Annotated in this window: 19 protein-coding genes and 1 tRNA gene; 14 read left to right on the top strand and 6 right to left on the bottom strand. The window is 42.2% G+C overall.

What is annotated here, in order from left to right:
- Positions 1 to 6: 6 nt before the first annotated feature.
- Both AO498_RS16320 and AO498_RS16315 read right to left on the bottom strand, forming a co-directional pair.
- Entirely contained in the window at positions 7 to 711 is a 705-nt protein-coding gene (locus AO498_RS16320; protein ID WP_067549959.1) for a gluconate 2-dehydrogenase subunit 3 family protein, read from the bottom strand.
- 3 nt (positions 712 to 714) lie between these two features.
- Entirely contained in the window at positions 715 to 2,457 is a 1,743-nt protein-coding gene (locus AO498_RS16315; RefSeq protein WP_067549957.1) for a GMC oxidoreductase, read from the bottom strand.
- Between the two features lie 170 nt (positions 2,458 to 2,627).
- Here AO498_RS16315 and AO498_RS16310 point away from each other — a divergent pair, with 170 nt between their 5' ends.
- From AO498_RS16310 to AO498_RS17340, 3 genes are read left to right on the top strand one after another with little or no spacing between them, the layout of a single operon-like run.
- Positions 2,628 to 3,503, top strand: coding sequence for a beta-keto acid cleavage family enzyme (locus tag AO498_RS16310; protein WP_067549955.1), 876 nt, complete (start codon positions 2,628 to 2,630; stop codon positions 3,501 to 3,503).
- Positions 3,491 to 4,330, top strand: coding sequence for a glycosyltransferase (locus AO498_RS16305; protein ID WP_067549953.1), 840 nt, complete (start codon positions 3,491 to 3,493; stop codon positions 4,328 to 4,330). Before AO498_RS16310 ends, AO498_RS16305 begins: the two co-directional genes overlap by 13 nt.
- 29 nt (positions 4,331 to 4,359) lie before the next feature.
- A complete protein-coding gene (locus AO498_RS17340; RefSeq protein WP_067549951.1) occupies positions 4,360 to 5,031 on the top strand; it encodes an acetyltransferase in 672 nt (223 codons plus the stop codon).
- 4 nt (positions 5,032 to 5,035) lie between these two features.
- Here the strand turns inward: AO498_RS17340 and AO498_RS16295 are convergent, their stop codons facing one another.
- Positions 5,036 to 5,722: an arylesterase gene (locus AO498_RS16295; protein WP_067549949.1), complete on the bottom strand. Its 687-nt coding sequence runs from the start codon at positions 5,720 to 5,722 to the stop codon at positions 5,036 to 5,038.
- A gap of 251 nt (positions 5,723 to 5,973) precedes the next feature.
- Between AO498_RS16295 and AO498_RS16290 the strand changes: the two genes are divergently transcribed.
- The 4 genes from AO498_RS16290 to AO498_RS16275 all read left to right on the top strand — a co-directional run bounded on the left by AO498_RS16290 (position 5,974) and on the right by AO498_RS16275 (position 11,805).
- Positions 5,974 to 6,651 (top strand): ABC transporter ATP-binding protein, encoded by a 678-nt coding sequence (locus tag AO498_RS16290; protein ID WP_067549947.1) that lies wholly within the window; start codon positions 5,974 to 5,976, stop codon positions 6,649 to 6,651.
- The gene (locus AO498_RS16285; protein WP_067549944.1) at positions 6,644 to 9,169 is read left to right on the top strand and encodes an ABC transporter permease; all 2,526 of its coding nucleotides are present in this window, start codon (positions 6,644 to 6,646) and stop codon (positions 9,167 to 9,169) included. The genes AO498_RS16290 and AO498_RS16285 overlap by 8 nt, the downstream gene beginning before the upstream one ends.
- Positions 9,170 to 9,271: 102 nt before the next feature.
- The gene (locus AO498_RS16280; protein WP_067549943.1) at positions 9,272 to 10,153 is read left to right on the top strand and encodes an inositol oxygenase family protein; all 882 of its coding nucleotides are present in this window, start codon (positions 9,272 to 9,274) and stop codon (positions 10,151 to 10,153) included.
- A gap of 80 nt (positions 10,154 to 10,233) precedes the next feature.
- Positions 10,234 to 11,805 (top strand): solute:sodium symporter family transporter, encoded by a 1,572-nt coding sequence (locus tag AO498_RS16275; protein WP_067549941.1) that lies wholly within the window; start codon positions 10,234 to 10,236, stop codon positions 11,803 to 11,805.
- A 112-nt stretch (positions 11,806 to 11,917) separates the two neighbouring features.
- On the opposite strand, the gene AO498_RS16270 is transcribed toward AO498_RS16275, so the two are convergent.
- From AO498_RS16270 to AO498_RS16260, 3 genes are all read right to left on the bottom strand, one after another.
- Positions 11,918 to 12,001 (bottom strand) — tRNA-Leu (locus AO498_RS16270).
- Positions 12,002 to 12,077: 76 nt separating this feature from the next.
- A complete protein-coding gene (locus AO498_RS16265) occupies positions 12,078 to 12,392 on the bottom strand; it encodes a putative quinol monooxygenase (protein ID WP_067549939.1) in 315 nt (104 codons plus the stop codon).
- Positions 12,392 to 13,162: an SAM hydrolase/SAM-dependent halogenase family protein gene (locus AO498_RS16260; RefSeq protein WP_067549936.1), complete on the bottom strand. Its 771-nt coding sequence runs from the start codon at positions 13,160 to 13,162 to the stop codon at positions 12,392 to 12,394. The genes AO498_RS16265 and AO498_RS16260 overlap by 1 nt, the downstream gene beginning before the upstream one ends.
- Before the next feature lie 105 nt (positions 13,163 to 13,267).
- Here AO498_RS16260 and AO498_RS16255 point away from each other — a divergent pair, with 105 nt between their 5' ends.
- The 7 genes from AO498_RS16255 to AO498_RS16225 all read left to right on the top strand — a co-directional run bounded on the left by AO498_RS16255 (position 13,268) and on the right by AO498_RS16225 (position 20,801).
- Positions 13,268 to 14,257 (top strand): PhoH family protein, encoded by a 990-nt coding sequence (locus AO498_RS16255; RefSeq protein ID WP_067550595.1) that lies wholly within the window; start codon positions 13,268 to 13,270, stop codon positions 14,255 to 14,257.
- Positions 14,226 to 14,660, top strand: coding sequence for a GNAT family N-acetyltransferase (locus tag AO498_RS16250; RefSeq protein ID WP_067549934.1), 435 nt, complete (start codon positions 14,226 to 14,228; stop codon positions 14,658 to 14,660). The genes AO498_RS16255 and AO498_RS16250 overlap by 32 nt, the downstream gene beginning before the upstream one ends.
- A 36-nt stretch (positions 14,661 to 14,696) precedes the next feature.
- Positions 14,697 to 15,275 carry a DUF3575 domain-containing protein gene (locus AO498_RS16245; RefSeq protein WP_067549932.1) on the top strand — a complete coding sequence of 193 codons (579 nt, stop codon included), beginning with the start codon at positions 14,697 to 14,699 and terminating at the stop codon, positions 15,273 to 15,275.
- A 267-nt stretch (positions 15,276 to 15,542) separates the two neighbouring features.
- On the top strand, positions 15,543 to 17,408 hold the full coding sequence (locus AO498_RS16240; protein WP_067549930.1) for a ComEC/Rec2 family competence protein: 1,866 nt from the start codon (positions 15,543 to 15,545) through the stop codon (positions 17,406 to 17,408).
- 107 nt (positions 17,409 to 17,515) lie between these two features.
- Positions 17,516 to 18,292, top strand: a complete 777-nt coding sequence (locus tag AO498_RS16235) for an enoyl-CoA hydratase/isomerase family protein (protein WP_067549928.1) — start codon at positions 17,516 to 17,518, stop codon at positions 18,290 to 18,292.
- Positions 18,293 to 20,215 (top strand): RecQ family ATP-dependent DNA helicase, encoded by a 1,923-nt coding sequence (locus tag AO498_RS16230; RefSeq protein WP_067549927.1) that lies wholly within the window; start codon positions 18,293 to 18,295, stop codon positions 20,213 to 20,215. It abuts the gene before it with no gap.
- Positions 20,208 to 20,801, top strand: coding sequence for a hypothetical protein (locus AO498_RS16225; RefSeq protein ID WP_067549925.1), 594 nt, complete (start codon positions 20,208 to 20,210; stop codon positions 20,799 to 20,801). The genes AO498_RS16230 and AO498_RS16225 overlap by 8 nt, the downstream gene beginning before the upstream one ends.

Raw genomic sequence — 20,801 nt, 5'->3', positions numbered from 1 at the left:
GGGAGTTTAACCGATTAGATTTCCTTCTTCATCCCATTCGGCTACCTTGCCGCGCTCTTCAGGCTTCAGGTAGATGCTTAGATATTTTTCAGGATTGGAAACACCGTGTTTTTCTAAAACAGGCTTCGGCACTCCATCCCAAACATTGGCTTGATTTCCCATGTAACCCATGTATTTCCATCCTGCCTCAGTTGAAAAATAACCTGAGCAGGTCAAATTACGAAGCATATTGAACCAACGCACTCCTCCAGAATAGGCTTCGGTGGCTTTCTCTGGCCAAGCAACTAAGTCCACAATTTGCATGACTTCTTCTTGGCTGAGTTCATTGAATTTTTTGCCAAACAACTCATCAGCCTCAAAGTCTAGCCACATCAATCCACCTCTCATTGGGGTTTGCATTCCGGTCTGATCTTTCATCATAAACTCGATGAAATCTGGTACTTTCAGATCAGTCGCAGAAGGCGACTCTGAATCCGCAGGCATGATGATATCTACCAGCGTGTTCAGCTTTTTCATTTCCTCCTCCGTGAAAAAAGTCTCCGAAAGCAATTTGGCATCCCTTGCTTTTTCTTCTTCAGTTCTGCCACCCGGAGTGCCTCCAGTGAATACCTGGCCTTGTACCGCTACCTGTTCAGGTTCGCATCCGGTCAACAACAAGCCCGCACCGACTGAGCCGGTAAAGAGCAATTTGAGGTTTTCTCTTCTATTCATGGCTTAGATGTTTTTTTGTTTTAACTGGTCTACGATGTAATCTGAGGTTCTCCAAGAAAGTGCGAGAATGGTCCAAGTTGGGTTTTTGTCCGCTTGAGAGACAAAAGGCCCTGCATCGACTACGAATACGTTTTTACAGTCATGCACTTGACAATTGGAGTTTACCACAGAGGATTTGCGATCATTGCCCATTCGGGTAGTTCCTACTTCATGGATGATTCTACCGGGAGCAGCAAGTCCATACATAGTTTCTGGACCTGGCTTATTTCCTAAAAGGATAGCTCCAGCATTGGTCAGGATTTCCTCAAAGGTGTCCTGCATATGCTTCGCTTGCTTGATCTCCTGTTCGGTCCACTTGTAATGGAATCGTAGGACAGGGATTCCGTATTTGTCTACAACGTTTGGATCGATTTCGCAATAGTTGCTGTATTGTGGGATACTTTCTCCCCGGCCGGACATTCCCAACGTAGAACCGTAAATTCTTCGGATGTCTTTTTTCAGACCTTCACCATAGCCACCATTAGGACTTGGATTTCCAAATTCATCTTTAAGGTATTTGCGCAGTGAATCCATTCCGTTTCCTGCTCCATAGGAAGGTTGGCCCATGCCGCCCCAATATTCGATATGGTATCCTCGGGCAAAATCCAGTTTTTTATTATCCATCCACCAAGGGGTGTACATGTGCATTCCGCCGACACCATCTTCATTGTACCGCTCTCGGTCGATGAGGTCTGGCATGATACCCATTCGGTCTGCACCGGTAGAATCGTGAAGATATCGACCTAAAACACCCGAGTCTGCACCAATTCCATTGGGATGAACTTTGGATTTGGAATTCATCAGAATACGGGAAGATTCACAGGCAGACGCTCCCAAGACGACCACTCGAGACTTGAGTTTGTATTCTTTCATGTCCACTTTAGACACGAAGGAAACACCGGTTGCCTTGCCGGTATCGTCGGTGGTTACTTTTCTCACCATCGAATAAGTGAAAAGATCCACTTTTCCTTTTTTCATCGCAGGGTGAACCAAGCAAGTTCCAGCGGAGAAATCTGCATAAGCTTGGCACGCACGATTACACTGGTTACAGAAAAAGCATACCCCCCGTTCATTGTTGATCGGACGGGTCAGCATAGAAAGTCTTCCCGGTATCATCGGGATATTGGCTTTATCTGCGCCCCGTTTGATATAAAGTTCGTGAAGTCGAGGTTTCGGAGGCGGAAGGAAAAACCCGTCTGGTTCATTAAAAATGCCCTCTTTGGATCCAAAAACGCCGATTAATTTATCAACTCGATCATAGTAAGGTTTCAAATCCTCATATCCGATAGGCCAATCGTCTCCCAAACCGTCAATGCTGGCTCGCTTGAAATCATTCGGGCCGAAACGAAGCGAAATTCGTCCCCAATGGTTGGTTCGTCCCCCGACCATTCGAGAGCGGAACCAATCAAATTGAGTTCCATCCTTACGTGTGTAGGGTTCACCATCGATGTCCCACCCCCCAATGGCCTGATCGAAATCCCCAAAAGGACGGATGCGAGTACCAGCACCTCTTCTCGGAGATTCCCATGGTGGTCTGAGTTGGGTTCGATCCTCCTCCTTGGCTGGATCAAAATCCCCACCTGCTTCCACTACGGCCACAGAAAGACCTGCTTCGGATAGGATTTTGGATGCCATTCCTCCTCCTGCACCAGAGCCTACAATGATTACATCATAGCTGTCTGGAGTTTCTTTGATTTGAAAGCTCATTTTTAAAAATTTTAATGAAGTTGAAAATATAGAGTAAAATTCTTCATTATGAAAAGTTGAAAGCGATAGATTTCTGCAGAAAGGTTCGAAAGGTTGTCTTGGGATTGGGTAGGATAAAAATTCATTTTTAATTTGGTCAAATCACCTACCAAAGTTTATCACTCCTAAGTATGAAAAATAAAGTAATCATAAATTTCTGTCCCACTGGGATGGTTCCTCAAAAGTCTCAAACACCCCATGTCCCTATTTCACCTCAAGAAATTATAGAACAGACGCACCAAGCGTATGAATTAGGCATCACAATAGCCCACTTACACGCTAGGCTTTCAAATGGAGAGCCAACCTATCAAAAGAACGTATATCGTGAAATTTTTGAAGGAGTAAAGAAGCATTGTCCTGATTTGATTATCTGTGGTAGCAGTTCGGGAAGAAATTTTAATGAATTTGAAAAACGATCTGAGGTGATAGAGCTTCAGCCTGATATGTGTTCATTAACCTTGTCGTCACTCAATTTTTTACAACAAGCGTCGGTCAACAGTCCTGACATGATCATTGGCTTGGCTGAAAAAATGAAAGAATTTGGCGTGGTTCCTGAGCTCGAATGCTTTGATCTTGGGATGATCAATGTGGGTAAATACTTGATCAAAAAAGGAATTATTCAGGGGCCTTATTATTGGAACTTCCTGTTTGGAAATATCGCTGGCTTTCAAGCTGAATTATCCTCAATCGCTACGGCACTCGGTGAAATCCCAAAGGATCACTTTGTGTCTCTTGGAGGCTTGGGTGAATTTCAACTTAAGGCAAATGCCTTAGCAATTGCATTCGGATTTGGGGTCCGTGTTGGAATAGAAGATAACCTCTGGTGGGATTCCCAAAAAAGTAGACTTTGTACGAATTTCGAATTGCTTAAGCGTGTACACCAGCTGATTGAGTTGAATGGAAGAGAATATTTTCCTCCGGCAGAGCTAGGAGCTCTTGGATTTTATAATCAAAAACGTGGGAGTGTCAATTCTCAAAATGTATTAAACCACGTATGGAATATTTAGGGGATTCAAAGCCAGTTAATCTGAAAGTCCCCTTGGTGTCTGTCTGTGTAGCTACTTTTCAGCATTTCAAATTCATCGAGAAATGCCTGCAAAGTATTCTGCAGCAGAAAACCTCTTTTGATTATGAAATTCTTATAGGGGAAGACGTGAGTACAGATGGGACGAGAGAATTATGTATTCATTATGCGGAAAAATATCCAGACTTTATTCGATTATTTCTCCGAGATAGTCAGGAAAAAAAGTCCCGAAAGGGGAAATGGATTGGGAAATTCAATCACTTAGGGCTTTATGGAGCAGCTAGAGGAAAGTATGTTTGCTTTTGTGATGGAGATGATCATTGGGTGAATGAAAATAAATTGCAGCTCCAAGTAAATGCCCTCGAAGCCTATCCAGAGGCTAGTATCTGTATCACTAATACTTGGATTGAAGGAGACAAAACTGGTTATCCGCCTGGTCTTCCAGATCGATTTACAGTGTTTTCAACCCAAGAAATGAAGCGTAAAAATTACTTGGGACATATCAGCAGCTGGATGGTTAGGAATGAGATGAAAGTTTTTCTTGCCAATCCTGTTTTGAAAAGGTCATCCTTTATGGATATGCTCGTTTTTACATTTTATAGAATGAGAGGGTGTACGATTTATTTGCCTGAGGTTACTTCCTGCTATGTTTTAAATCCATCTGGAATTTATCGGTCGAATACCTCTAAGCAGAATCACCTTCACATGATTCGGATTAACTGGCTTTTGTTTTATTATTTGCACAAGGACCCAGTTCATTTTTTGCGTTCTCTCGGGTACCAATTGAAGAGGTATCTTGCGAATAATTAAATATTACCAGCTACCAAAATTTATAAAGGATGGAAAAATTAATCTTATTAGGGCATAGTAATGGGGGCGTTCCGATATTGATTGACCAGGCTTTTGAAACTTTTGGAATTAAGAATTTCTTGGTGGTTAAAAATTTGGACTTGCCGGATATTTCTTATCCTAAAGGATCTTTTCAAGTGGTCCATGTGAATGAGCTGGATATATCTTTAGAAGCTATAAAAGGTTATCCAGTTCAGTTTGGTGTGCATAATTGTCCCGCAAAAGCCATTATTTACAGACACTTTTTAACTAGATACGGATTAGATTCCAGCTCATATCTATCATTGATCCATTCACAAGCTTATGTGGCACCTTCTGCCGTCTTGGGAGCAGGAGCCTTTGTAGAACCCATGGTAGTCATTTCATCCTTAGCTGAACTTGGATTCGGGGTGACTATTAAAAGATCTGCCTCGATCGGTCACCATTCGAAAATTGGGGATTTTGTATGTATCAATCCCGGAGCAGTATTGTCTGGATTTGTTGAGGTTGGCGAAGGTACCGTAATTGGTTCTGGAGCAGTGATTTCCAACAATGTGAAAATAGGACGTCGTTGTTTGATCGGTGCGGGGAGTGTGGTCACCAAAGATATTCCAGATGGAATGATCGCTTTTGGAAATCCCTGCAAGCCTGTCCGTGAAAATGATGCTTGGAATGGGCTTTAATTGATTAATCGAGCATTATTTCCAAATAGGGCCAAATCGTTTCAAACACAATTTGATGTCCGGCTTCAGTGGGATGGATTCCATCAGGCAAATTCAATTCTGGATTGCCGGCTACTCCTTCCAGTAAAAATGGGATAAGGGTTACCTCTTTTTCCTTTGCCACCGCGGGATAAATCGCCTTGAACTCATCCGTGTATTCTTGACCCATATTTGGTGGAATCTGCATTCCCGCCAAGATGATTTTGGTGTTTGGATATTTACTTTTCACCTTATCGATGATCGACAGTAAATTTGATTTTGTCTCGCTGAGTTGAATACCTCTCAAGCCGTCATTTCCCCCGAGTTCCAATATGAACAAATAAGGCTCTTCTTCCAGAAACCAATCCAGACGACTCAAGCCCCCAGCTGTGGTTTCCCCACTCAATCCTCCGTTGATTACTTTGTAGGCTTTGCCCAAACTGTCCAGTCTCTTCTGAACCAGTCCTGCAAAGGCGTCTTCCGGATCAATGCCATAGCCAGCAGTAAGGCTGTTTCCAAAGAATAAAATCGTCTTTTCAGGATAACTTTGGGATGGAGAAGAAGTGATGGTCTGCTCCTCTGTTTTTTTTGCTGAATTTTCTCTGCACGAAAAAAGAAACACCGTAGAGAGCACACTAAAACTGATTGCAAGGGCCTTGATTGACATTTTCATAAAGTTTACCAATTCTTAAATAAGAGAAATCTATTGAAATGGTTTGAGTTTTTTGGAGATATGGCAAATCTAGAAGTTAAAAACCGCTTTTTCTGCGTTTGTCGAGCAAAAGGGAGCTTCTGTCGAGCCGGCTTGGTTTGGCAAGGACAAATTTCTTTTCTTTAACTTCTAAAATTCGATTCGAGTTAGAAGATTAACAAAGTCTATTCGAAAGCGTTTGAAATTTTTGCCTCCATTAACTACCCCATTTCATGAGCATATTATCCATTCAAAATCTAAGTAAAACCTATCAAAGTGGCAGTCGAAAATTGACAGTCCTTGGAAATGTCACCTTTGATATTCAAGCAGGAGAGACGATCTCGATTGTAGGCCCCTCTGGTAGTGGGAAAACTACCCTTCTTGGACTTTGCGCAGGTTTGGATTCTGGATCTTCCGGATCCGTAATTTTAAATGGACAAGCCCTTGAAAAACTAAATGAGGACCAACGTGCGGCAGTCCGAAACAAAGATGTCGGATTCATTTTTCAAAATTTTCAGCTACTCCCTACGCTAACTGCCTTGGAAAACGTAATGGTGCCCTTAGAACTGAAAAAAAGAAAAGATGCTAAAGGCAAGGCACTGGAGCTTCTTGAAAAAGTAGGCTTGAAAGATCGTGCCACTCATTATCCAACTCAGCTATCGGGAGGGGAGCAGCAGCGGGTTTCTATTGCTCGAGCTTTTGCCAATGAGCCCAAAATTCTTTTTGCTGACGAGCCAACCGGAAATCTCGATACCGAAACGGGAGAAATGATTGAAAAATTGATTTTTGACTTAAATAAAGAACAGGGGACTACCTTGGTTTTAGTGACCCATGACTTGGATTTGGCGGGGAAAACCCAACGAATCATTCATATTAAAGGTGGAAAAATACAGGAGGATGACCATGCCTGATTTTGGATGGATATTAAAAATGGCTCTTCGGGATTTTCGAAAAAATCTATCCCGACTTTTGCTTTTCGTTTCCTCCATCGTAGTTGGAATCGCAGCGCTGGTTGCCATTAGCAGTTTTGGCGAAAACCTAGTCAAAGATATTGATGATCAGGCCAAGGAGCTCCTCGGTGCAGACTTGGTTCTTGAAAACAACAAGCCTCTCGGAGATCAACCTTTGGATTCTGTAGCGATTGAATTGGCCTCTGAGGTCAATTTTGCCTCTATGGTCGCTTTTCCAAAGAGGGATGCAAGCCGACTTACTCAGGTGCGTGCCTTGGAAGGGAATTTCCCTTTTTATGGAAAGCTCGAAACCATTCCTGTAGAAGGTGATGCCATTTTTAGAAGTGGAGGCAAAAAAGCCCTGGTGGAAAAGACCTTGATGGCGCAGTTTAATGCTGAAGTGGGAGATTCGATCAAAGTAGGAGCAGTCATGTTTCAAATTGTTGGCGAGCTTCAAAAAGTACCTGGGCAAACAGGCATTACTGCAACCGTTGCTCCTGCAGTTTATATTCCTATGGCTTACTTGGAGGAGACAGGCTTAGTCCAATATGGAAGTCGAGTGGAGTATAATCGCTACCTCCAGTTTGCTGCTGGTATTGACGTGGAAGCGCTGATCAAGCCGTTTGAAGATCAGTGGGAAATGGACCGCGTAGATGCAGATACGGTAGAAGATCGAAAACAAAGCACCGGCCGGTCATTTGCCAACCTGTCCAACTTTTTAAGTTTGGTGGCATTTATTGCTTTGTTGTTGGGTTGCGTGGGTGTGGCTTCAGCGGTTAATGTGTTTGTAAAAGAAAAACTTGCTTCGGTGGCAGTTTTGCGATGCTTGGGTGTCGCTTCTCGGGACGTATTGATGATTTATCTTTTTGAAATCGTCGTGATGGGGCTTTTTGGAGCCCTTCTGGGATCGGTTTTGGGGACTTTACTTCAATTTATCTTACCGGCAGTGTTTTCAGATTTTCTTCCGGTTGAAGTTTCGGTTGGTATTTCATGGAAATCTATTGGTTTTGGATTACTGACCGGTCTTTTGGTTTCTGTATTGTTTGCCTTGCTCCCATTGTTGAAAGTGCGAAATGTTTCCCCGATGGCAACTCTTCGGCCTGAGACAGCTGACTCCACCCTGCTCAAAGATCCAGCTCGATGGGTTGTCATGGTGGGTATCCTGCTGTTTATTTTCGGATTTAGCTATTTCCTCCTAAAGCAAGTGACCTGGGCAATGGGATTTACCGCTTTCGTTTTAGTGGCTTTCGGAGCGTTGTGGGGAGTTGGAAAGTTAATCATGTGGCTAGTCAGGAAGTTTTTACCAATCTCGCTTAGTTATCCTTGGAGACAGGCATTAGCCAATTTGTATCGACCCAATAATCAAACTATTTCTCTGATTGCAACCATAGGCCTGGGTACAGCCATGATTAGTACTTTGTTTTTTCTCCAAAATCAATTGCTCCAAGAGGCCAAATTTGCGGATAAGGAAGATCAGCCCAATATGCTGATGTTTGATATTCAAACGCCACAATTGGATCAGGTAAGAGCAAAGGTGACCGATCGAAAGATGCGAGTCATTCAAGAAGTGCCTATCGTAACCATGCAGTTAAATGAAATCAATGGAATCGATAAGCGCGAAAATGAAGACCTGCCAGATGAAGATAATTACAGCCGCTGGTTGTACAATCGAGAATTTCGGGTGACCTACCGAGATACTTTGATTTCCTCGGAAACTCTTGCCTCTGGGGAATTAATTCCTTTAGGCGCACGGGGAGACAGTGTTTTTGTTTCTTTGGAAAAAGGATTTGGTGAAGGAAATGGATTGAAAATAGGGGATGAGTTGATCTTTAATGTCCAAGGGCGACCCATCAAGACTTTTATTGGGAGCTTTCGGGATGTGAAGTTTAACCAAGTTTCGACCAACTTCTTGGTGTTATTCCCCAATGGCGTCTTGGAGCAAGCTCCCAAATTCCATGTGATTATAACCAAAACTCAAAATGACCGTCAGGCTGCTGATGTCCAGTCAGAAATCGTCCGTGAATTTCCCAATATCTCAATAATTAATTTGGGGACTATCGTGGAAACACTGGAAGATATTTTGGGAAAAATCAGCTTTGTGATCCAGTTTATGGCCTTTTTCTCAATTGCTACCGGGATTTTGGTGCTGATCAGTTCGCTTATCATCTCTAAATATCAGCGGATGCGAGAAAGTATTTTGCTCCGGACTCTAGGTGCAAGCTCGTCCATTGTTGGGGTCATCAATACGCTGGAATACTTCTTCCTCGGAAGTTTGGCGTCGCTTTCGGGTATCATACTTTCTTTCCTTGCGACGTTTTTATTAGGTGAATTTGTATTTGAGATGGACTTTTCGCTTGCTTGGAAGGAAGGTGGGGTAATTTACTTAGCGATCACTGGGTTGACCATTATTCTGGGATGGCTCAATGGCCGGCGGATTATCAATCAACCTCCAATGGAGATTTTGAGAGGGAATGGATAAATTTTAAATAGGATTAGTAGAGCCTCCGAATTCGGAGGCTTTTTTTATTCAGGCTGGATTTTTTTGAATTTGTTTATATCTTCCAGAATTAACCCTAAACCCATGAAAACCAATTTGTCAGAAAGTGAAAAAGCTCCACTTCAATCCATCGAAGAATGGGAAGATGATCTCCTAGTCCGCTATCCAGAGCCCAAGGAAAAGCAGGCAAAAGCCAAAGAGGATTATCGGAATTACCATGATTCGGAGCGAGTAAACACAGTCAGAGAATTTTATAAGCTAAATCACACCTATCAGACCTTTGACTTTGTAGTCGATAAGGAAAAGGAATTTTTGAAATTTGAAAAGAAGGAAATGCCCTTCTGGGATGCGGTGGATTATCTGAATACCCTCGTGGATGATTCTGATCCTGATACCAATTTGGATCAGCTTCAGCATTTGCTCCAAACCTCCGAAGCTATTCGGGCCGATGGCCATCCGGATTGGTTTGTTTTAACTGGGTTTATTCATGACTTGGGAAAAGTCCTTTGTTTGTTTGGAGAACCTCAGTGGGCGGTAGTTGGAGATACATTTCCGGTTGGGTGCAAGCATTCTGATCGCATTGTATATCCGGAGTTTTTTGAACTCAATCCTGATGCAAAGGATGAGCGATATAACACAAAATACGGAGTCTATACTCATGGATGTGGTCTGGATCAAGTAAAAATGTCTTGGGGTCACGATGAATATCTTTATCAGATGTTTAAAGATTACTTGCCAGAGCCAGCCTTATACATGATTCGATATCATTCTTTTTATGCGCAGCACCGTGAAAACGCCTATGATCATCTCCTTAATTCCCATGATCGGGAGATGTTTAAATGGGTAGATAAGTTTAATCCATACGACTTGTATTCAAAGGTTCCTGTGCCGCCAGACGCGAAGGCACTCAAGCCGTATTACGAGGACTTGGTTGCCAAATATTTACCTTCTATCATCCGGTTTTAATCAACTTGATAGTCTTGGGGATGATAAAAATCATCCCCTTTTTAATTCCCATTCTTCTAATCACAACTATCCAATAATCGATGTGGACTGCATTTAGCTTTGTAGCATTTACCTTATTTGTGGCCTTTTTATCTTGGTTTAAACTACGGAATGATAACCTCAAGTCTCGTGATGGGTATTTTTTAGGGGGAAGGAGTTTGACAGGAGGAGTAATCGCTGGGTCGATGATATTGACCAATATTTCCACGGAGCACCTCATTGGCATGAATGGTTCGGCTTATAAAAATGGAATGATCATCATCGCTTGGGAAGTGACTTCAGCGATAGCTTTGGTTATTGCCGCACTTTATTTTTTGCCCATTTATCTAAAGATGGGTTTGGCGACTATTCCTCAGTATTTGGCGCATCGATATGATGAAAGTACCAAAACCATCGTATCAGTACTTTTGATGCTATCATTTGTTCTGACCCTTTTGCCGATTGTTTTATACACCGGGGCGATTAATCTGGAAAGCATTTTTAATGTATCAGGTCTATTTCAGGTAAGTAAAGGAGAAGGAATTTGGATTTCCGTGGTTGGAATTGGAATCATTGGTTCAGTCTATGCAATCCTTGGGGGATTAAAAGCAGTCGCATATTCTGACACTTTAAATGCTATTGGTTTGGTGATTGGAGGGCTTGCCGTGCCCGTCTTTGCACTTTGGGAAATTGGTGATGGAAATGTTGCCGTGGGCTTATCGCAAGTTTATCATCGGATTCCAGAAAAATTCAATGTGATTGGATCCGAAGAGTCGGTTTTGCCCTTTAGTACTTTGTTTACAGGATTGATGATCAATCAATTGTATTTCTGGGGGATGAATCAGACGATAATTCAGCGTGCCTTTGGAGCAAAGAGTCTCGCAGAAGCCCAAAAAGGACTTTTGTATACCGGAATATTCAAAATTCTAATTCCGCTGATTATTGTCCTGCCTGGGGTGATTGGGTTTTACTTTTTCGGACAAGAATATTTCGCAGAACAGGATATGATTTATCCAATCTTGGTCAAAAAAGTACTTCCTGCAAGTATGATCGGGTTCTTTGCTGCAGTAGTCTTGGGTGCTGTACTGAGTACGTTCAATTCAGTGCTGAATTCTGCATCCACCATTTTTAGTTTGGATATATATAAGAAGATGATCCGCCCTTCGGCCACCGATCTTCAGCTGGTCAGCGTTGGGAAATTTAGTGCCTTGATATTAGCAGCGGCCTCGATAGCAATAGCTCCAATGGTCGGAAACGCTCCTGAAGGGCTTTATCAATTGATGCAGCAGTTGAATGGGATTTTCTTTATTCCCATTGCTTCGGTTTTGTTAGCAGGTTTCTTTTGGCCCAAAATATCTGCCTCAGGTGCCAAAGCTGGATTGGTCGTAGGACTCGGGTTTTATTTGATTACCACTTTTCTACTACAAATCAATCTTCACTTTATTCACATATGGGGGATTGAATTTGTCCTGAATATGCTAGTTATGTACGCGGTAAGTTTAAAGTTCCCTTCTAAAGCCAAATTGGATTTCCCGAGTAGCCACCTTAATCTGACAAGCTGGAAATATGCGAAGCCTTTGTCATTGGTTTTATGTTTGGTAACTGTCTTGATTTACTGGTTTTTGGGCAGATGATTCAATCCATTACAGATTAGGAAAAAAATGGGAATTTGAGTTTTACAAGCAGAAAACCGAGGGGGCAAAAAAGCAAAAGCCCCTTCAAAATGACTTCTGAAGGGGCTTTTTGTACCCAGGGCCGGAGTCGAACCGGCACGAGTGTAACCTCATTGGTGTTTGAGACCAACGCGTCTACCGATTCCGCCACCTGGGCATGGTACGCGTCTGATCAGATCAGACTTTATTGCTTCCGTTCCTTGCTGAACGGGCTGCAAATATGAAAACATTTTTTATTCCCTCCAACAGGCTCGGCTCACTTCTTGTAATTTTTTTGTGCTAAAAGCGATTGGTTTTTCTGAGAAAAGGGCTTTTGTAAAGCTCCAGACGGATTTAAATAGCTCAGAATCACGATACTGATTGAGCGTGTTTTCATCAGTCCAGTGGCTGTAGGTCACAAAAATATTTTTTTGATTTTCATCCTGCCACAGCTCCAAATGCTGACATCCCTCAAAATTCCGGATCATCTTTTTATGCTGCTCGAAATTTTCCAGAAATGCAGGAATACTTTCAGGCTTAAAAGTCATACGAACAATTCGAATCAGCATTACACTCCGAAGTTGATATAAATGACACTATCACGCTTCAAGCCAAGCAAGCCTCCTGCATGTCCATGATTAATTCCTATTTCTAGCAAATCCATGCTGTTAAAAAAAGCAAATGGATCACCTGCTTCCACTTGGTCATATCCCAATTGCAGTTTGCTGAGCGATTCCCGGCCAAACTGAATGGAAAATGTGCCCGGATTTAATCGTTCAAATACATCCCGCCGAATATTGGTAATTAGGTTGCCATATTGATCGACCCGAATGACATGACCGATAATCTGTTCCTTGGTGGCTTTGGCTTGACGGGCCATAAGCCTTCGAAAATTCGAAGATGGCCCTCCAAAATCATGGATAGCCGCCCCGGAGGCTACTTTGGCTGCAATGGGGGCCAAGATGTCTCGTGTAGGAAAAGTGGAATCCTTCACATGAATATCGGCGAATTGAACGATTATGCCGGGATCTTGATCTGCCAGTAGGCTGAATATGCCATTGTTGGGACCAATGAAAATATGGTCTTCCAATTTAATCCCAATATACCCTTGGGTCATACTTCCGGTGGTGTTTATCCCTACCAAGTGTACAGTCCCTTTTGGGAAATCCCGAAAAGTGGCACGAAGTAAAAATGCTGCATGCTCTAAATCATAGGTGTTAATCGCATGTGAAATGTCAACGATAATCAATTGCGGATTGATCGCGAGCATTTTGGCTTTTACTGCCGGTACGTAATAATCTTTTTCCCCAAAATCAGAGAGGAAGGTCACCAGTGCCATAGAAGCAAGTCTATTAAAATTGTGTAATTTTGTTTGAAGGGGGGCGAACAAAAATATAAATTTTATTCTTTAGCCTTCAAGGATAACCTAAATCATCGTACAAGTTTGGTCGAAAAAGTCATCACCTTAGAAAATGTTCCGCTGGCTGAATTTTTAGGCACAGCCAATGAAAATATCCGGCAAATAGCCCAGGCATTTCCACAGAGTAAAATTGTGTCTCGAGGAAATGAAATTAGAATCCAAGGTGGAGCTCCTGAAATTCTTCGAATCAATGATTTGATCAATTTGCTTTTAGAGCACTTCGATCGGTTTGGTCACTTGACTCCGGAAAATGTGAAAGACTATTTGGATATCGAAGGCGTTCCATTTGAGGAAGCCAATCGAGATCAGGTAATTGTTTTTGGTAACAAGGGGCTAGTCATCAAACCCAAATCTCCCAACCAGCGAAAATTGGTAGAGGCGGCGATGAAAAATGATTTGGTGTTCGCCTTGGGACCCGCAGGTACAGGCAAGACGTATATCGCAGTTGCTTTAGCCGTAAGAGCCTTAAAAAATCGAGAGGTCAAGCGAATTATCATTACGAGACCAGCCGTAGAGGCAGGTGAAAATTTAGGGTTTTTACCTGGGGATTTGCAAGAAAAGCTTGATCCCTATTTAAGACCTATTTATGATGCTTTGGCTGATATGGTGCCACCCGAGAAACTGAAGTATTACCAAGAAACTCGTGTTATCGAGATTGCGCCATTGGCTTACATGCGTGGGCGGACACTCCATGATGCTTTCGTTCTGCTGGATGAAGCTCAAAATACCACCAGCGAGCAAATAAAGATGTTTTTGACCCGGATGGGGCCTAATTCCAGAGTGATAATTACCGGTGACCAAACTCAAGTTGATTTACCAGTAAGACAAAAATCAGGCTTGTCCGAGGCACTTCGAATTTTGAAAGATGTCAAAGGAATCGGAATCGTCAATCTCAGTGGGAAAGACGTAATTCGTCACAAACTCGTGAAGGCCATCATTGAAGCTTACGAGAAAAATCAGGAGGAAAAAGAGCAGTATCGGAATGAATCTCTCGGTCGAAAAAATAACGGATAAGGAAGGATTAGAAGAAGCTTTTAAAATCCGAACAAAGGTTTTTGTCGAGGAACAAGGAGTCAGTTCTGAAGATGAAAAAGATCAGTTTGATGCTACAGCCAGCCATTTTTTGGCCAAGAAAGATGGTCTTCCAGTGGGAACGGCAAGATGGAGGTTTACCGATAAGGGAATCAAATTAGAGCGATTTGCAGTGCTCAGCGAAGCGAGAGGAAATGGGATAGGCAAGGTCTTGGTTCGAGCAGTTTTGGACGATATTGGCAGTCATCCTGAAGCTCATGCAAAGATTAAATACCTCCATGCTCAGCTTGATGCGGTCTCCTTATATGCTCATTTTGGATTTGAAAAAGTAGGTGAAATGTTTGAAGAATGTGATATTCTCCATTTCAAAATGGAATTGGCGTAATCCTTGAATGATTTTTATTAACCAACTTGATTTAACATGAAAAAACTAGTCTTTTTTACTGCTTTCCTTTTTATCCTCGTTTCTCAAGGATTTTCTCAGCAAGTAATTTCTTCCTCTTCTGGTTCAAATAATCCATTTCTAGGTCAGTATTCCAATGAGGTCAAAATCAACTTTGCCAATCTACTCGCTTTGGGATCATTCGAAGGTGGCTACGAGCGCTTTTTGAGTGAGTCTCACTCGTTAGATTTTCAACTTTTGATCAATGATCGTTTTGGATTTAATGCCGAAAACGATGGTAAAAAGTTTAAAACCAATTCCGTCCAGACGGGCTTAAATTTTTACTTTGGTAAGGGTACTTCTGGAAGATTTTACATTTATCCGTTCGTAAAAATCCGATTCGGTGAACTTGAAGAATCTACTGCTCCTGGAGCTGTTTCAACGACTGATTTGACTTCCTTTATCTTGGGTGCAGGTGCCGGATACAAATGGGAAGTTTCAAATCATTTCGCCTTTGGACCTTATTTGAGTTTGGGTCGTGAATTCAGTGAGATTGCAGCCAATCGTTTTACTGCGATCGAATTGAATGGGGGATTCAGTCTTGGGTATCGATTTTAATTTCTGAATAAGCCTTATCTTATTGTATATGCTTTTGATGCCATCTCTTAGGAGATGGCTTTTTTGTTTTGAATACATTTAAATACTCACCTAGATATAATAACAAGCCATTGACTTTTAAGCTATTAATTTTTTAATTTATGTAATTCATTTTTCCTGAATAGAAAATTAGCTATTGAGTTGATCTAGCTGAATTAATCAAGTAGAGCTTTAAAAGGAAAGCCAAGATTTAGGTAGGTAGGATTCCGGTTTTTAATTTTTTCAAACATGAAGTTTTCAGAATATCCATTTTTAAAATACCTCCTGTTTTTGACTTGCGGGATTGTAATCGGGGATCAATTCTTTGCATATTCTTGGTATTTCGTTGTAGTATCAATTCTATCGGGGCTGGCATTTGGGGTGAGCTTTGGCTTGGGTAGAAAGTGGACTGTCTCAGCTAGTATTTTGAGCTATGTGTTCTTGTGTTTTTTTGGCGCATTTCTAGGTGCTCAAAACCGATTTTCATTCGAGTCCCATGAAGCCGTGGATCTTTCCGGAATTCAAGGCTACATCGGTCGAGTCTTGCAGGATGACATTTCCAAACCCAATTCTTTTGAAAATGTAATAGAGATTGTATTGCTGAAGGATCAAGAGGGTTGGCATTCCTATCGGTCCAAAGTTCTGGTTTATCATCAAAATGCAACTCCTCTCATTTCCAATACCAGTGTTTGGATTTCTGGAAACCCCGAGGGCATACCAGACGCTCAATTCCCACATGAATTTGACTACAAGGGTTTTCTAGCCAAAAAGGGGATTTTCTATCGCCAGTTTCTTGGGCAAAATCTAAAAGTTTTCCCCTTACAGAATGAACTTCAATTGGGAGATTGGATTGGGCAATTTCCTCGGAAATTAAGTGATTTAATCACTTCCCATATATCCATTCCGGAGTCAAGACAAATTGCGAAGGCCTTATTGCTGGGAGAAAAAAGTGAGCTTGATCGGGATACCAAGGAAGCTTATGCGCAAACAGGCACGATGCATATTTTGGCGGTCTCCGGACTCCATGTTGGGATAATTTATGCTATTCTGCTATTTCCACTTCGGTATATTCGATTAGGCTCAAAACCAAAAATCCTATACCTATTGCTAGTGCTGGGAATTATTTGGTTGTATGCAGCATTGACTGGATTTTCACTTTCTGTAATTCGAGCCGCATCCATGTTTTCCTTGTTCACCCTTGGAGACATGAGAAAAAGAAAAACCTCTTCTTGGAATCTTTGGGCATTTTCTGCCATGTTGATCCTTGTTTTGGACCCAGGGGCATTATGGGAAGTAGGTTTTCAGCTTTCTTACGCTGCCGTGGCTGGAATATTAGCCATCAACCCTTTATTGGTTCATCTTTGGATTCCAAAGTCCAAGATTTTGGACTATTTCTGGCAGTTGGCAACAGTCAGTGTTTCCGCTCAATTGGCTACTTTCCCACTTTCTATTTTTTATTTTCACCTATTCCCATCCTACTTTTTGCCTGCCAACTTGCTCGTTATTCCATTGTCTTTTTTGGCGATGATGGGTGGAATTCTATTGCTCATAGTTGGGTGGATTCCAGGATTGGGAATTGTGTTTGGAGGGTTTGTGAATTATGTTCTTTACGGACAAAATCTGATTACCCAATTTATTCAACAGCTTCCTGGAGCTACTTGGGAAAGATTGACGATTTCGATTTTGGGGATGATGGTGGTATGGACAGGAATTGGGGTGGTTTGTCATTGGAGGTTTGGGGACAGAAAGCTCCTTCTGACCCTCTGGTTTGTTTTGATTTTCGGTTGGTCGGTCGGCAGGATTTGCTTGGAGGTAAAAAGACCTTCAGAGGAATGGACTTTATTTACCACAGAAAATGGAACACTTTTTCAAGTGAGGTGGGGGGAAAAAGCGCTTGTTTTCAACCCAAGTTTTCCAACTGATCAGATTCCATTTGCTGTAGATCCTTACCGAATCGCTCAGGAAATAGAAGCCTTCCCTGCATCTTTGAAGCTACAGCAGGTGGGGGAATATGTTAAAATTCCAGGAACTTCAGTTCGATTTGATGCTCAACGATGGAGATTTGAAAGAGTGGAAGTGCAAAAATTTGGGGTTTCAAATCCGGAACAGGACTAATTGGTGATTCAAGTTCTCTCAAAAAAAGATTTTAATCAGATTTGTTTCTTTCTCCTTGCTGATGCCTATTTCTGGGGCTAATTTATCTTGAAATTAATCAGTCGATCATGGAACCTACTATTTTAACTCACCACAAAAACCGGGTGGGTTACATTACCCTCAATAGACCCGAAAAACGAAATGCATTAAGTCCGCAAATGGTTCGGGAATTGGCAGATGCTTTCGACCAAATGGATCAAAATCCGGAGGTCAAAGTCGTGGTTTTGCAGGCTCAAGGGCGAGCCTTTTGTGCCGGAGCAGATCTTGAATATTTGCATGAACTGAAGGATTTTTCAATCGAAGAAAACATCGAGGATAGCTATCGGCTCAAGAATTTATTTTCTCAGATTTATGAATTCCCTAAACCAATCATTGCGAAAATCGATGGCCATGCCATGGCTGGAGGCTGTGGTTTGGTGACAGTCTGTAATTTTGCATTTGCAGTTCCTGATGCACTCTTTGGCTATACTGAAGTCAAGATAGGATTTGTCCCCGCTCTTGTTTCTGTATTTTTGGCAGAGCAGATTGGGCAGGCTAAGGCTACGGAACTTCTACTTTCCGGTGAGTTGATTTCAGCAAAGAAAGCTGCCGAGTTTAATTTAATCACCGAGGTAATAGAGGAAGATATGCTTGAGGAATGGGTTGAAAAATTTTCTTCGAAACTAATTGCTGAAAATTCAGCCTTTTCGATGGCAGAAACCAAGCGATTACTTCGATCCTTAGGTAAATCCGAACGTCATCAGGCGCTTGAAGCAGCGGCTTTGGCCAATGCCCACGCACGCACTCATGCCGATTGCAAAAAAGGCTTGGGAGCCTTTTTGTCAAAAAGTAAACCTTCTTGGTAGGTGCAGGAAAAAGCCTTACATATTCTTCGTGAAGTTTTTGGTTTTGACTCCTTTCGGCCAGTCCAAAAGGAAGTCATCGATTCGGTGATGTCTGGTCAAGATACACTTGCGCTTCTTCCAACCGGGGGAGGAAAGAGCCTGTGTTTTCAAGTCCCAGCCCTCACGCGCGAAGGGATTTGTATTGTCATTTCTCCATTAATTGCCTTGATGAAAGATCAGGTGGATAACCTGAAATCAAGAGGGATCAAGGCTGTAGCGATTTATTCAGGGATGAGCCTGAAGGAAATTGATACCACGCTGGATAATTGCATTTACGGAGATTTTAAATTCCTCTATGTTTCTCCCGAGCGCCTCAAAACCGACCTTTTCATCGAGCGGTTTAAGCAGATGAATGTCAACCTCATTGCGGTTGACGAAGCCCATTGCATCTCCCAATGGGGATATGATTTTAGACCCACCTATTTAGAAATTGCAGCAATTCGGGCCTATCACCCGAAAGTAAATGTTTTGGCACTGACGGCATCCGCTACCCCAAAAGTCTGTGAAGATATTTTGGAAAAGCTCGAAATGAAGTCTCCTAAGGAGTTTCATCAGAGTTTTGCTCGCAAAAATCTCAGCTACAGTGTTCGGTTGGTGGAGAACAAAGTGGAAAAAGGGGCAGAAATATTAAGGCGAGTACCTGGTACGGCGATCTGGTATGTGCGAAATCGACAATCAACCCAAGTGATTGCCAAGTCTCTTCAGCAAATGGGTTTTACAGCTCAAGCCTACCATGCTGGACTTTCTTCTTCCGATCGGTCGGCTCGACAGGATGCTTGGAAGAAAAATCAGGTTCGGGTGATGGTAAGCACCAATGCATTTGGGATGGGTATTGACAAGCCGGATGTCCGTGTGGTTATTCATAGTGATTTGCCAGAAAACCTTGAAAATTATTACCAAGAAGCAGGTCGTGCAGGTCGGGATGGGTTAAAGGCTTATGCAGTCTTATTAGCCAATGAGCAAGATTTTGAGCAATTGATCGGACGATCGGCCCTCGTTTATCCTCCTTTGGATTTTCTTCGAAAAGTCTATCAAGCTCTTGCCAATTATTTCCAGCTCGCTGTTGGAACTACTCAGTCTACCAGCTTTGACTTTGAGATCGCTGAGTTTTGTCAGACCTATCAGTTGCCGGTTTTGGAGACTTTTTATGCGGTCAAAGTATTGGAGGAGGAAGGCTTTATCGAGTTCAATGAAAGTTTTTTTGCTCCCTCAAGATTTCACTTTTTGGTGAATCCTCAAGCTTTGTATGAAATCCAAGTCCGGTACGCATACTTGGATCCGGTGATCAAAATGCTTTTGAGAACCTATGGGGGAAACTTGTTTTCAGAATACATTCAGATTCACGAATCAAAGCTGGCAAAATCCCTGTCGATGCCAGAAAAGGACCTGGTGAAAATCCTGCTTCAACTCGCAAAATTTGAAGTAGCCGACTATGACCGAAGAAAGGAAACTCCACAATTGACTTTCCTTACTCAACGTTATGACGCGGGAAAGCTCCCTTTTAATTTCCGCCGAATCGAGGAACGAAAGCAACTGATGCTTGACCACGCCCTACAAATGGTCACCTACTCTCGGCAGGAAACACTTTGTCGGACTCAGTTTATCTCCAACTACTTTGGAGAGCAAACTGAGGAAACCTGTGGAATTTGTGACGTATGTCTGGAAAAGAAAAAGGCTCAATCTCCTCTGACTACCGAAGAAAAACTCAAAATTAAAATCTTGGAAACTTTGGAGCGGGAAGGGGAGTTATCAGAAGACGAACTTTTTGACCGAATCCGGAAAAATAAGTCACAGGTTAATCTAGGTTTATTGAGGGAAATGGTCGATCAGGGGGTACTTGTCAAAAATTCAAAAGGGCACTTTGCGCTAAAACCACATGGGTAATTTCCTCGATGATCTGTTCAAAAAGTTGTTTCCTCCTACCGAGAAACAACCCATGAATGTGAAGGAGAATTTCGTGCTTCGAGAGGAGGAAGAAATCGATGTGAAACAATGGATGGATTCCTTGGAAGCAAAGGAGCTGTTTGATTTGGTGTATAAAAACTATCATTTCAAACGCACCCAAATTAATGAAACCCCGCAAGTGCATGTGTTCTCCAGTCCTTATGCAAATGGGTTTGCAGTAACCTTTGAGCCTCCATTTGATCAAAAATCTTTTTCCAGACTTTACTTGGCTTTTAGCCGACGGATTTTAGATTTGGGATACCAACAGGTCAGCTTGGATCGGAAGTTTGAGGAAATTAATGATCAAGTGAAGTTGACCGAGAAGTTTTACTTCAAGCCCCCATTGCAGCTGCCTGAGGAAGGAACCTTGATTTCCCAATTGTATGGGAATATTTCCTTGGAGAAAATTACAGTTGACAATAAACCCAGCTATATCAAATTATTAGCAGCGATCTATTCGGATCGCTTGTATCAAGATGCTTGGCCGTTTGATCAATTGATGGATCGGCTATTTCAACAAACCTGA

This window comes from Algoriphagus sanaruensis (genome assembly GCF_001593605.1).
Taxonomy (GTDB): domain Bacteria; phylum Bacteroidota; class Bacteroidia; order Cytophagales; family Cyclobacteriaceae; genus Algoriphagus; species Algoriphagus sanaruensis.
The sequence above is the reverse complement of the archived record's forward strand: the minus strand, read 5'-3'. Positions and strand labels throughout refer to the sequence as shown.

Excerpts from the sequence above, each read along its gene's own strand:
- AO498_RS16280 (WP_067549943.1), top strand. The coding sequence starts at position 9,272 with ATGAAAACCAATTTGTCAGAAAGTGAAAAAGCTCCACTTCAATCCATC.
- AO498_RS16290 (WP_067549947.1), top strand. The coding sequence starts at position 5,974 with ATGAGCATATTATCCATTCAAAATCTAAGTAAAACCTATCAAAGTGGC.
- AO498_RS16315 (WP_067549957.1), bottom strand. The coding sequence starts at position 2,457 with ATGAGCTTTCAAATCAAAGAAACTCCAGACAGCTATGATGTAATCATT.
- AO498_RS16265 (WP_067549939.1), bottom strand. The coding sequence starts at position 12,392 with ATGCTGATTCGAATTGTTCGTATGACTTTTAAGCCTGAAAGTATTCCT.
- AO498_RS16305 (WP_067549953.1), top strand. The coding sequence starts at position 3,491 with ATGGAATATTTAGGGGATTCAAAGCCAGTTAATCTGAAAGTCCCCTTG.
- AO498_RS16225 (WP_067549925.1), top strand. The coding sequence starts at position 20,208 with ATGGGTAATTTCCTCGATGATCTGTTCAAAAAGTTGTTTCCTCCTACC.
- AO498_RS16245 (WP_067549932.1), top strand. The coding sequence starts at position 14,697 with ATGAAAAAACTAGTCTTTTTTACTGCTTTCCTTTTTATCCTCGTTTCT.
- AO498_RS16250 (WP_067549934.1), top strand. The coding sequence starts at position 14,226 with ATGAATCTCTCGGTCGAAAAAATAACGGATAAGGAAGGATTAGAAGAA.
- AO498_RS16235 (WP_067549928.1), top strand. The coding sequence starts at position 17,516 with ATGGAACCTACTATTTTAACTCACCACAAAAACCGGGTGGGTTACATT.
- AO498_RS16285 (WP_067549944.1), top strand. The coding sequence starts at position 6,644 with ATGCCTGATTTTGGATGGATATTAAAAATGGCTCTTCGGGATTTTCGA.
- AO498_RS16240 (WP_067549930.1), top strand. The coding sequence starts at position 15,543 with ATGAAGTTTTCAGAATATCCATTTTTAAAATACCTCCTGTTTTTGACT.
- AO498_RS16320 (WP_067549959.1), bottom strand. The coding sequence starts at position 711 with ATGAATAGAAGAGAAAACCTCAAATTGCTCTTTACCGGCTCAGTCGGT.
- AO498_RS16295 (WP_067549949.1), bottom strand. The coding sequence starts at position 5,722 with ATGAAAATGTCAATCAAGGCCCTTGCAATCAGTTTTAGTGTGCTCTCT.
- AO498_RS16310 (WP_067549955.1), top strand. The coding sequence starts at position 2,628 with ATGAAAAATAAAGTAATCATAAATTTCTGTCCCACTGGGATGGTTCCT.
- AO498_RS17340 (WP_067549951.1), top strand. The coding sequence starts at position 4,360 with ATGGAAAAATTAATCTTATTAGGGCATAGTAATGGGGGCGTTCCGATA.
- AO498_RS16275 (WP_067549941.1), top strand. The coding sequence starts at position 10,234 with ATGTGGACTGCATTTAGCTTTGTAGCATTTACCTTATTTGTGGCCTTT.
- AO498_RS16260 (WP_067549936.1), bottom strand. The coding sequence starts at position 13,162 with ATGGCACTGGTGACCTTCCTCTCTGATTTTGGGGAAAAAGATTATTAC.